Raw genomic sequence first — 11,436 nt, forward strand, 5'->3', positions numbered from 1 at the left:
AGACCCCCCTCCGTTTTGCCTCCCACAAACCCCCTCCCCCCCCGCAACTGCCGGACGAACCTCAGGCCTTGGGGCCCGCCGACTGGACGACCTCGAAGGACCAGAGGGTGGAGCCGGAGGCGGCGGGGCGCTTGGGGGCCTCGCCGGAGGGGCCGTTCTGGTGGGCCGCCTTCATCGGGCCCTCCATCCAGGCCTTGAAGTCCTCCTCGCTGCGCCAGCGGGTGTAGACGAGGTACTGGTCGGTGCCCTCGACGGGGCGGAGGAGCTCGAACCACTCGAAGCCGTCCGAGTTCTCCACCGCGCCGGCGCGGGAGGCGAAGCGCTGCTCCAGCACCTCGCGCTGCTCGGCCGGCACCGTCAGCACGTTGATCTTGACGACGGACATGGGGCTCCTTCTGCTCCGGGGACTGCTTACGGCAGCAGTCTGCTACACCTCACGGCCGGGGCGGGCCTCCGGCCGTCCCCCGTGGGCGCGGGCGGGCCGGGCTCAGGCGATCCACGGCGGCAGGACGCGCTGGTCGTCGCGCGGGGCGAGGTCGCAGGCGCCCTCGGGGGTGCGGGCGTCGGGGTTGTAGGCGTGGGCGGGGGACGGGGAGGCGACGACGGCGGTGAAGCCGTCGGTGGTGGCGATCTGCCGGACGGTGTCGGCGGGGAGGACGGCGGTGTCGCCGGCGGCGAGGGTGAAGGCCTCCCCGGCCAGGTCGACCCGGGCGGCGCCGGTGAGCAGGGTCCAGACCTGCTCGGTGTCCATGGCGTGCAGCGGGCCCTTGGTGTCGGCGGCCATGTCGACGTGCCAGACGGCGAGGGCGGCGGAGCCCTGGGTGGGCGAGGCGTAGGTGGTCATGACGGCGTTCGGGGTCGCGGTGCGGCGGGCGTCGGTCCGGCGGATCACGGGCATGGTGAAGGAACCCCCTAAGATGGTCAATGAAGTTGTCTATATGGTCAATGAGGTTGTCTATCGTGTCAAGTGAAGCGCCCCCGCCGGGCTTCGAGCTGCCGCTGCGCCTGCTGCTCGCCTTCCGGACGATCATCGACGAGCTGCACGAGCGCATCGCCCGCGAGGGCCATCCCGACCTGCGCCCGATGCACGGCTTCGTCTTCCAGGCGATCGGCCCGCACGGCACCACCGCCTCCGAACTCGGACGCCGCCTCGGCGTCACCAAGCAGGCGGCGGGCAAGACCGTCGACAACCTGGAGCAGCTCGGCTACGTCGAGCGCGCCGCGGACCCCTCCGACACCCGGCGCAAGCTGGTCCGGCTCACCGGGCGCGGGGTGGACTGCCTGGTCCGCTCCGCCCGGATCTTCGACGAGCTGCGCGAGGAGTGGGCCGCGACCCTGGGCGAGGAGCAGCTGCGGCAGCTGGAGGACGGCCTGCGCCGGCTCGCCCCCGGCGACCCGTTCCGCCTCGACACCCCGCGCTGGTTCGGGGCGCCGTAACCCCGGCACCGAGGTCAGGACCCGGGGAGCCCGAGGGTCGCGAGGGTCTGGTTCTTGTACGCCTTCACGCCGGTGATCTCGGCGCCGAACCACTCCGGCGCCGAGAACGCCTCCGCCTCGGCCTCCGAACCGAACTCGACCTCGACGGTGCGCAGCCCGGCCAGCTCCCCCTGGTAGACGTCCGCGTAGACGGTGACGCCGGACGCCTCGAAGGTGTAGCGGTCCTTGACCAGGCGGGCGCCCTCGGTGGCCGGCCAGAGCTCGGTGAACTCCCGCTCCCCGAGCTCGCGTTCCACCTCGATCCGGACCGGCGCGCCGGCCGAGGAGTCCTTGCGCTTGACACCGAGGACGCAGCTGCCGGCGATCCGCCGCAGCCGCACCTCCGTCCCGTCGTCCTTGATCGCGATGTACCCCTGCTCGATGCGCTGCCGCACCGCCGTGCCCGGCGGCTCGAAGGCCTCCAGCAGGAACTTGCGCTCGATTTCGAGCGGCATGCCGCACCACCCTTCCCTGCCGCACCCGACAGGCCGACGCACGGTCAGAACGACCGCCCCTCCCCACGGTACGGCGGCTCCGGCCCCGAGGAGTCCGGCCGGTCCCGCAGGTCCGCGCAGAGCGAGGAGCTGAGCCGGTTGAGCACCCCGGCGAGCTCGGCGTACCGCTCCTCGTCCCAGTCCCCCAGCAGTTCGGCGAGCTGGGCGCGCCGGGCGGCGACCAGCCGCAGCGCCACCTCCTCCCCCGGTTCGGTGAGCCGCAGCGGCAGCCCGCCGGACCGCACCGCCAGCCCCCGGCCCTCCACCTCCCGGGCGGCCTCCTCGACGACGGCCACCGGGACGATCCGCCGCTCGGCCAGTTCGGCCGGCTCGACCGAGCCGTGCTGGTGCATCTGGAGGAGCAGCCAGCTGGAGGCGGGCCGCAGGTCCAGTCCGGCGGTCTCGGTGATCCGCCGGAAGAGGTCGCGCCGGGCCTCGCGACTGTTCAGCACCGAGAGCGCGCGGGCGATCTCGTCCAGCGAACTGCGCTCGACCGGATTGACGCCGATGGACTCGCTGAGGTCCGGCCCGGTGACTGCGGAGCGCAGCTTCTGTTCGCGCAGGAACAGCGACAGCACGAAGGCGACCACCGCGACCGGCACCGCGTACAGGAACACCCGGGTGATCGACTCGGCGTACGCGTGGTAGACCGCCGGCTGGACGGCGGCCGGCAGTTGGGGGATGACCCGCGGGTCGGCGGTGATGGCCTCCGGCTGGAAGCCGGGCGGCAGCGGCACCCCCGCCAGCGCGTCGGCGAGCCGGCTGCGCAGGCCGCTGGCGAAGACCGTCCCGAAGATGGAGACGCCGAAGGAGGCCCCGATGGAGCGGAAGAAGGTGGCGCCCGCGGTGGCCACGCCGAGGTCCTCGTAGCCGACCGAGTTCTGCACGATCAGCACCAGCACCTGCATCACCAGGCCCAGCCCGAGGCCGAAGACCAGGAAGTAGAAGCTCATCTCGGCGGTGCTGCTGTGCTCGTCCAGCCGGGAGAGCAGCAGCAGCCCGACGGTGGTCACGGCCGTCCCGGCGATCGGGAAGATCCGGTAGTGGCCGGTGCGGGCGACGATCTGGCCGGAGCCGATCGAGGTGAGCAGCATGCCGAGCACCATCGGCAGCATGTGGATGCCGGACATGGTCGGCGAGACCCGCTGGACCACCTGGAGGAAGGTCGGCAGGTAGGTCAGCGCGCCGAACATCGCGAAGCCGATGACGAAGGAGATCACCGCGACCAGGCTGAACGTCCGCGAGCGGAACAGCCGCAGCGGCAGCACCGGCTCCACCGCGGTCCGCTCGACCAGGACGAAGGCGAGCAGCAGCACCAGGCCGAGCACGCCGAGGCCGACGATCTGCCAGGAGGTCCAGGCCCAGGTGGTCCCGCCGAGCGAGGTCATCAGCACCAGGCAGGTGGCGACGGCGGCGATCAGGACGGTGCCGAGGTAGTCGATCCGGTGCTCGCGCCGGACCTCCCGCCCGTGCAGCACCGTCGCGATCACCACCAGGGCGACGATGCCGATCGGCAGGTTGATGTAGAAGACCCAGCGCCAGCTGAGGTGGTCGACGAACACTCCGCCGAGCAGCGGCCCGAGCACGCTGGTGACGCCGAACACGGCACCGAAGAGGCCCTGGTAGCGGCCGCGGTCCCGGGGGGCGACGAGGTCGCCGACGATCGCCTGGGAGAGCACCATCAGCCCGCCGCCGCCCAGGCCCTGGAGCGCGCGGAAGGCGATCAGTTCGCCCATGTTCTGGGCGATCCCGCACAGCACCGAACCGAGCAGGAAGATCACGATGGAGGCCTGGAAGAAGCGCTTCCGGCCGTACATGTCGCCGAGCTTGCCCCACAGCGGGGTCGCGGCGGTGGAGGCCAGCAGGTAGGCGGTGACCACCCAGGAGAGGTGGTCGAGGCCGCCGAGGTCGCTGACGATGGTCGGCAGCGCGGTGGAGACGATGGTCTGGTCGAGGGCGGCCAGCAGCATCGCCAGCAGCAGGGCGCCGATCGGCACCCAGAGGTTGGGGACGGTGACCGCCGGCGGGCCGCTCCCGGCCGCGGTGCTCCGGTCGGACGCGGCGTGCGACTCCGTCATGACGTCTCCGTCATGGCCTTCTCCGTCATGGCTTCTCCGTCGGCCATGGCTTCTCCGTCGACATCACGACGTCTCCGTGGGCATGGCGTCTCCGTGGGGGGTCGCGGGCCCGTCGGCCGGGCCGGGCAGATGATCACTCCCAGCTCACAACGCTCGCTGGTTCGTCCCGATTTGTTCCACCGGGTTGAGCCGAGCGTAAGCGCCGGGGACAACCGCCGCGCCCCGGGCGTTCTCCGGAGAGCCAACCGGCACCAATCGGCACAACCTCCCCGCGGGGGGACGGACGCCCCTGTCCACCCTTCGGGCGGTCCTGCATAATCAGGCGCGATCGTGCGCCCGGTTCCGCCCGGACGGCGCACCGAACGACCGAACGACCGAACAGCCGAACGACCGAACAGCCGCCCGCGAAGTCGACGCGAAACCGAGGAGGACCGGCCGATGCCGGACCAGCACTGCCCGACGTGCGGCACCGCACGCTCCACCGGGTGCGGCTGCCTCCCGGACCCGAGCCTCACCGAGACTGCTGTCCTGCCCCACATCGAGGGCCCGCCACTGGTCCGCCCGTACGTCCCGCAGACCGCCGACCAGCTGGCCGACGAGACCCACCCGAACGCACCGGTGGTGGACCCGTTCGCGACCACGGTGCTGCCGCCCGCACCCCCGGGGCAGCCCGGGCCGCCGGCCGCTCCGCCGCTCGGACCGGACGCGGACGCGTACGCCACCACCGTGCTGCCGCCCGTCGCCCCGGGGCAGGCCCCGTTCGGGCCGGGCGCCGGTGCCCACCCGGGCACCGACGGCTACCCGGCAGGCGACGGCTACCCGGACCTCGGCGCCCACCCGGAGGCGTACGCCACCACCCTGCTGCCGCCGGTGCCGCCCTCGGGGCCGGCCGGGAACGAGATCGGCCTCTTCGCCTTCGGGCAGGCGCCGGACCCCGGGCCCGCCTCGAACGCCGGCCGGGGCCCGAACGCCGGCCAGGCCGTACCCGGGCCGGAGGCCGGTGGCGGACGGGCCGCCAGAAGGGCGGCCGAACAGGCCGACCGGCACCCGCTCGCCCAGCGCAAGGGGCTGCTCGCCGGGGTCGGCGCCGCCCTGGTGGCGCTCACCATCGGTGTCGCGTACGCGGTGACGCCCTCCAACGAGCCGCCGGCCAAGCAGGCGCAGCCGCTGCCGACGAGCACCCTGGCGCCCGCGCCGGTGGACCCGCCCACCCTGGCGACACCCGTTCCGAGCGCCGCGGCGCCGACCAGCGAGGCACCGAGCCCCACACCCACCCCCACCCGCAAGCCCAGCCCGACGAAGACGGCCACCCCGCCCCCGATCGCCACGCCGACCGCCGAGGCACCGGCCGCTCCCCCCGCCGCGGCCCCCACGCCGACCGCGCCGGCGCCGAGCACCCCCACCCCGACCCCGACGCCCACCGCCACCTCGACGCCGCGGGTCCTGCAGTACGGAATGAGCGGCCCCGACGTCACAGCCCTCCAGCAGAAGCTCGCCGTCGTCGTCTGCTGGGCGAGCGTGCCGGTGACCGGGCAGTACGACGACACCACCGTGAACACCGTCGGCTACGTCCAGTGGATGTGGGACGTCAAGGGCGACAAGCGGGGCATCTTCGGCCCCAACACCCGCGCCGCCCTGGACAAGCACAGCACCTGCTGACCGCACGGCTCGGCCGGCGGCCGCCCCGAGGGCCACCGCCGGCCGCCAGTCGCCCAGAGGATCAGCCGGTGATCGCTCCGAAGATGCTGATGCCCGCCAGCACGACCATGATCGTCGCCGCCACCCGGATGATCAGCTTCATCGGCACGTACTTGAGCAGCTTCTGCCCACCCACGATGGCGACCCCGCCGACCGCGCACAGCGCCAGCCAGGAGCCGAGGCCGACGGCCAGCGGGTCGGCGTACTTGGCGGCCAGGTTGGCGGTCATGATCTGGGTCAGGTCACCGAACTCGGCGATCGCGACGACCACGAAGCTGGCCCCGGCCACCTTCCAGAAGCTGTTCGAGGACGGCTCCTTGGCCGCGTGCTCGTCCTCCTCCTCGCCGCCGTGGAACAGCAGCATCGCCGCGCCGACCAGGAACAGCAGGCCGGTGACGCCCTCCACCCAGCGGTGCGGCAGCAGCGTGAGCAGGTGCCCGGCGACGAGCGCGAGGCCCACTTGGAGGGCGAAGGCGGCGGCGATGCCCGCGAAGACGTAGCTCGCGCGGTACTTGGTGCCGAGCACCAGGCTGGCCAGCGCGGTCTTGTCCGGCAGTTCGGCCAGGAAGATGATGCCGAAGGTCAACGCGGCAACGGTGATACTCATAGGAGTCCTCGGTCGGGCTGCCCGGCCTCCGCAGGTCCGTCAGGGGACGCTTCGGCCCGACAGCACTGGTCATGGTCACAGCACTGCGGCCGAAGGTCTCGCCGGTACCGCTCATCGAGCGGTACCCCGGGCGCCGGGCCCCTGGGGGCCAGTATGTCGACGGTCCGGTGGAGGGCTACTCCCCTTCAACGGCCCCAAGCGTACCCGACGGCGTCGACCGACCCGCCCCGGGAGATCCACGGAGATCCACGGAGGCCGACAAGGGTCTACGGGGATCGACGGCGCTCGACCCGCCTACCGGGCGCCCCCGTCCGGCTCGGCCGCGATCAGCCCGCGCCCGACCAGTTCCAGTACCACCACGATCGCCACCGACTCCACCGCCAGCAACCCGATCAGCACGAACAGCTGCACCGCCCCCGCCTGGACCGGCGAGGCCCCGCCCAGCAGCATCCCGACGAAGGCCCCGGGCAGGGTGACCAGGCCGACCGTCCGGGTCTGGTCCAGCGCCGGGACGAGCGAGGTCGCCGCCGCCGTCCGGCAGATCTCCAGCCGGGCGTCGCGGTCCTCGAAGCCGAGCGCCAGTGCCGCCTCCACCTCGCCGCGCCGCAGCCGCAGCTCGTCCAGGGCGCGCCGCCCGGCCAGCGAGGTCGCGCTGAGCGCCCCGCCGATCAGGATGCCCGCGACCGGGATGACGGACAGGCCCTCGGGCGGCAGCAGCCCGACGCCCAGCAGCAGGGCGAGCACCGGCAGCACCCCGGCGCCGATCGGGGCGGCCGCCCAGACCCAGGCCGGGCCCGGGGTCATCCGCCGTCCGGCGGTGCGCACCGCGACCGAGAACATCAGCACCACGAACAGCGCCGACCACCAGAGCGAAGCGACCACCCAGCTGATCACCGCGGCGACGGCGGCCAGCTGCACCACGGCGCGCAGCCCGGCCCGCAGCACCGCGTGCCCGTGGCCGAGGAGTCCCCGCCCGGCCACCGCGACGGCGGCCAGCAGCAGCACGGCGGTGACCACCCCGAGCACCGGGGTGACCGGCAGCAGCTGGCCGCCGGAGGCCGCCAGGTCCGCCGGGGCCATCAGATCCGGCCCCTTCGGATCCGACCCGCACAGATCCCACCCGTGCAGATCCGACTAGCGCGGATCCGACTCGCGCAGATCCAATCCGTCCAGATCCGGCCCATCGGGCGCGGGCCCTCAGATCCAGCTGGTGAACCACATCCGGTCCTGCCAGGACGACATCGGGATCACCTCCGCCGTGTACAGCGGGTAGAAGAAGGCGAAGCAGCCGACGATCGCGAGCACGATCGCCCCGGCCCCGATCGCCCCGATCCGGCGTCGCTCGGGGGTGCACCCGGGCGGGCCGAGCACCGCCCCGAGCATCTGGGCGACGGCCAGGCACAGGAACGGCACCAGCACGACCATGTAGAAGGAGAAGATCGTCCGCTCCTGGTACCGGAACCAGGGCAGGTAGATCCCGGCCACCGCGCACAGCACCGCGCCCGAGCGCCAGTCCCGCCGGAAGAACCAGCGCCACAGCAGGTAGACCAGCGCGAAGCAGGCCGTCCACCACAGGAAGGGCGTACCGAGGCCGAGGATCTGCGAGGCGCAGCCGCCCGAGGAGGTGCACCCGCGCTGCCCGTACGGGATCTGCTCCCAGTACATCGAGACGGGGCGGCCGTCGACCAGCCAGGCGAAGGGGTTGGACTGGTAGGTGTGCGGGGTGCTCAGACCGGTATTGAAGTCGTACATCTGCGAGTGGTAGTGCCACAGGCTGCGCAGTGACGCGGGCACCCAGCTCATCGGGACCTGCGGCAGCGGGATGCCGAGGACGCTGTCCGGGGAGAGCCCGGCGCGCCCGTCGGCCCAGTGCCGGTCGTAGCCGCCCCCGCCGGTCGGGCCGGAGCCGCCGGTGGCGAGCCAGCCGCTCCAGGCGCCGACGTACACCACCACGGCGGAGCCGACCATGGCGAGGAAGGCGGGGACGGCGTCCCGGCGCAGCATGGAACGCCAGGGGCGGCGGGCGCCGGCGGCGCGGCGGCCGGACTGGTCCCACAGGACGGTCAGGACGCCGAAGGCGGCGAGGATCGGGGCGCCGTTCCACTTGACCGCGCAGGCGGCGCCGAGGAGCAGCCCGGCGGCGATCCGCCAGGGGCGCCACCCGAGCCGGACGGCGTCACCGCCGACGGTCTCGGCGGCGACGGCGAGCCGGGCGCGGACGTGGTCGCGGTCGATCAGCAGGCTGCCGAAGGCGGCGAGCACGAAGAACATCTGGATGCCGTCGAGCAGGCCGACCCGGCTCATCACCAGTTGGAGGCCGTCCACCGACATCAGCAGCGCGGCGGTGCAGCCGATCAGGGTGGAGCCGAAGAGGCGGCGGCCGATCCGGGCCAGCATCAGCACGGTGACGGTGCCGAGCAGGGCGGTCATGAACCGCCAGCCGAAGGGGTTCAGTCCGAACAGTTGCTCGCCGACCGCCATCACCCATTTGCCGAGCGGCGGGTGGGCGATGAACTCGGGCGCGGAGGTCAGCGGGATCGACTGCGGGGCGGACAGGATGTCGGCGTTGGCGTGGTCGGGCCAGGTGCCCTCGTAGCCCTGCTGGAGCAGGGACCAGGCGTCCTTGGGGTAGTACGTCTCGTCGAAGACGAAGGAGTCGGGGTGGCCGAGGTTCCAGAACCGCAGCAGGCCGGCGAAGAGCGCCACGGCGATCGGTCCGAGCCAGCCGGAGCGGTCGGCCGCCCAGCGGACCAGGCCCCCGCGCGGGGCCGGTGCCGGGGCGGCGGTGGCCGGGGCCGCCGGTGGGTGCGTGAGCGCCGCTTGCGTCATAGCCTCGCCGATTCGCCTGTCTGCTCTGTCCGGGTCCTGGCTCCGCCCGGGTCGTGCCGCTCCGGCCGGGGCAGGGCGGTCAACAGCCACTGACACTATGTGGCGGTGCGCGCGAAGCCAAGCGCGACGGGCGCCGACCAGGTGACCTGGTCGGCGCCCGTTTCGAACCCCCTTGCCGCCCGTTCCGCTACGCGGCGGTCTGCAGCTCCCGGACCGGGACGGTGTGGACCACGGCCGGGGCCGCGTTGTCCTGCTCCGGCGTGAGGTACGGGCGCAGCCGCAGCGCCATGGCGACGATCAGCAGCGTGGAGCCCGCCATGGCCGCCAGGTAGAGCGGCCAGGTGCCGGAGCCGACCAGCAGCACGCCGACGGCCGGGCCGACCGCGATCGCGATCTGCTTCACCAGGGCGTACCCGGCGTTGTAGGTGCCGAGCAGCCGGGCCGGGGCGAGGTCCGCGACGATCGGGCCCATGGTGGGCGCGAGCAGCGACTCGCCGACGCCGAAGAGGGCGTAGATCGAGACGATGGCGACCGTGGCGGCCATGGTCTCGGTCCGTATCAGGCCGGCCACCAGGGCCATCGCCCAGGCGCCGAGCCAGACCACGCCGGCCGCGGCCATCGCGGTGGTGCGGCGGCGCTTGGCGGTGATCCGCACCATGAACATCTGCAGCACCACGATGGTCAGCGCGTTGGCGCCGATCGCGAAGCCCAGGGTGGAGGGCGCGGTGCCGACGGTGTCGGTGGCGAAGGCCGCGACGCCGGACTCGAACTGGCCGTAGCAGGTGAAGAAGATCAGCCCGGCGAGGATGCTGAGCCGCACCATCGCCTTGTCGGCGAGCAGGGCGCGCAGACCGGTCGGGCCGTCGGCCTTCCCGTGGACGGCGGTCAGCTGGGTCCTGGGCATCCGGGCGGTGCCGGTGACCAGGGCGAGGCCGAGGAACGTCACCGCCTCGATGGTGAACAGCCGGGTCAGGCTGGCCGGGTCCGACACGTTCACGATCTGCCCGCCGACCAGCGCACCGATGCCCATGCCCAGGTTGACCAGGGTGAACTGGAGCGCGAAGGCGTGCGAGCGGGTGGCCGCCGTGGAGCAGCGGACGATCATCGTGGCGAGCGCCGGCTGGCAGGTGGTGACACCGGCGCCGAACAGGAAGGAGGAGACCAGCAGGGCCGGGGTGCCGGTGGCGTGGCCGAAGGCGAACGCACCGGTGGCGGCGAGCGCCGTACCGGCCAGCAGCACCGGGCGGGGACCGTACCTGTCGATGCCGCGGCCGGTGAACGGCAGGACGGCGAGGGCCGCCAGCGCGAAGACGGTGAACACCATCCCGGCCGCCAGCGAGCCCAGCCCGCGCACCTGGTCCACGTACACGAACATGTACGGCATCGTGAAGCCGCTGCCGAACGCACTGAGCGCGTTGCCGATCTGGACGCGGCGCAGCGGGCCGCCCGCTCCACGCCGCTGCTGCCTCTGCTGCTTCACCGTGCCGGTCACCGTGCACATCCCTTCCTGGTTTCAACTGGATACTCTTAAGTCCAGAAGATTTCAGAGCTAAAGTTTGACGAGATAAAGTCTTAGCACCCGAAGACTGCTGAGTCAAAGGCTTAAGGAGTGCACCCTCGTGCGACACTGGTCCGCATGACTACGGACAAGCCGCCGCCGGCTGCCGGCAAGCCCGCCCCGGCCACCCCCCTGGAGTTCGGCATCGCCGAGCAGGTGGCCCTCTACCAGCGGGAATTCCCCACCGTCGACCCCCAGGTGGAGACGATCGTGCAGACCCTCAACCGGGTCTCCCGGCGGATGGGCGTGGCGTACGACCGGCAGCTGACTGTGCTCGGAATCACCTCCGCCGAGTGGGAGGTGCTCAAGGCGCTGGTGGTGTCCGGCAGCCCGTACCGGCTCGGGCCGGGCGAGCTGGCCAAGCGCCTCGGGCTCACCCCGGCGGCGATGACGCACCGGATCGACCGGATGGTGGCGGACGGACTGGTCACCCGGGAGCGGGACGAGACCAACCGGGTGCGGGTGATCATCGAGCTCACCGAGACCGGCCGCGACAAGTGGCTGGAGTCGATGCGGATGGCCGCGGTCTTCGAGGAGGAGCTGCTCCAGGACGTCGTGGGCGAGGAGCGGACCGCGCTCTCCGCGATGCTGGGCCGGATGCTGCGGCGGATCGAGGAGAGCCGGCCGGACGCGCTCGGGCGCACCGCCGGCCTGGACTGACCCCGGGAGGCCGGGGAACGCGAAACGGGTCCGGCC

General features: G+C 72.7%; 11 protein-coding genes. 3 read left to right on the forward strand and 8 right to left on the reverse strand.

Annotated features, from left to right (window positions below; translation table 11 throughout):
- Window positions 1–61: 61 nt before the first annotated feature.
- Both ACFVGO_RS14160 and ACFVGO_RS14165 read right to left on the reverse strand, forming a co-directional pair.
- Complete coding sequence (locus ACFVGO_RS14160) at window positions 62–385, reverse strand: antibiotic biosynthesis monooxygenase (protein ID WP_117487522.1); 324 nt, start codon at window positions 383–385, stop codon at window positions 62–64.
- Window positions 386–487: 102 nt separating this feature from the next.
- Entirely contained in the window at window positions 488–925 is a 438-nt protein-coding gene (locus ACFVGO_RS14165) for a cupin domain-containing protein (protein ID WP_380631983.1), read from the reverse strand.
- Between the two features lie 20 nt (window positions 926–945).
- Here ACFVGO_RS14165 and ACFVGO_RS14170 point away from each other — a divergent pair, with 20 nt between their 5' ends.
- Window positions 946–1,437, forward strand: coding sequence for a MarR family winged helix-turn-helix transcriptional regulator (locus tag ACFVGO_RS14170; RefSeq protein WP_380352564.1), 492 nt, complete (start codon window positions 946–948; stop codon window positions 1,435–1,437).
- A 14-nt stretch (window positions 1,438–1,451) separates the two neighbouring features.
- Here ACFVGO_RS14170 and ACFVGO_RS14175 read toward each other — a convergent pair whose 3' ends face one another.
- Both ACFVGO_RS14175 and ACFVGO_RS14180 read right to left on the reverse strand, forming a co-directional pair.
- A complete protein-coding gene (locus tag ACFVGO_RS14175; protein WP_359907147.1) occupies window positions 1,452–1,931 on the reverse strand; it encodes a hypothetical protein in 480 nt (159 codons plus the stop codon).
- Window positions 1,932–1,975: 44 nt separating this feature from the next.
- Window positions 1,976–4,048 (reverse strand): MFS transporter, encoded by a 2,073-nt coding sequence (locus tag ACFVGO_RS14180; RefSeq protein WP_380352568.1) that lies wholly within the window; start codon window positions 4,046–4,048, stop codon window positions 1,976–1,978.
- Between the two features lie 438 nt (window positions 4,049–4,486).
- Here ACFVGO_RS14180 and ACFVGO_RS14185 point away from each other — a divergent pair, with 438 nt between their 5' ends.
- The gene (locus ACFVGO_RS14185; protein WP_380352569.1) at window positions 4,487–5,707 is read left to right on the forward strand and encodes a hypothetical protein; all 1,221 of its coding nucleotides are present in this window, start codon (window positions 4,487–4,489) and stop codon (window positions 5,705–5,707) included.
- 61 nt (window positions 5,708–5,768) lie between these two features.
- Here ACFVGO_RS14185 and ACFVGO_RS14190 read toward each other — a convergent pair whose 3' ends face one another.
- The 4 genes from ACFVGO_RS14190 to ACFVGO_RS14205 form a co-directional block, all read right to left on the reverse strand.
- A complete protein-coding gene (locus ACFVGO_RS14190; protein WP_359907155.1) occupies window positions 5,769–6,353 on the reverse strand; it encodes a TMEM165/GDT1 family protein in 585 nt (194 codons plus the stop codon).
- 294 nt (window positions 6,354–6,647) lie between these two features.
- Window positions 6,648–7,433 (reverse strand): ABC transporter permease, encoded by a 786-nt coding sequence (locus ACFVGO_RS14195; RefSeq protein ID WP_359907158.1) that lies wholly within the window; start codon window positions 7,431–7,433, stop codon window positions 6,648–6,650.
- Window positions 7,434–7,550: 117 nt separating this feature from the next.
- Complete coding sequence (locus ACFVGO_RS14200) at window positions 7,551–9,182, reverse strand: dolichyl-phosphate-mannose--protein mannosyltransferase (RefSeq protein WP_380352573.1); 1,632 nt, start codon at window positions 9,180–9,182, stop codon at window positions 7,551–7,553.
- A 187-nt stretch (window positions 9,183–9,369) separates the two neighbouring features.
- Window positions 9,370–10,674: an MFS transporter gene (locus tag ACFVGO_RS14205; RefSeq protein WP_359907161.1), complete on the reverse strand. Its 1,305-nt coding sequence runs from the start codon at window positions 10,672–10,674 to the stop codon at window positions 9,370–9,372.
- A gap of 144 nt (window positions 10,675–10,818) precedes the next feature.
- Here ACFVGO_RS14205 and ACFVGO_RS14210 point away from each other — a divergent pair, with 144 nt between their 5' ends.
- Window positions 10,819–11,400: a MarR family transcriptional regulator gene (locus ACFVGO_RS14210; RefSeq protein ID WP_359907163.1), complete on the forward strand. Its 582-nt coding sequence runs from the start codon at window positions 10,819–10,821 to the stop codon at window positions 11,398–11,400.
- Window positions 11,401–11,436 lie beyond the last annotated feature (36 nt).

The organism is Kitasatospora sp. NPDC057738, assembly GCF_042798815.1.
In the GTDB taxonomy this organism is placed as follows: domain Bacteria; phylum Actinomycetota; class Actinomycetes; order Streptomycetales; family Streptomycetaceae; genus Kitasatospora; species Kitasatospora lactacystinica.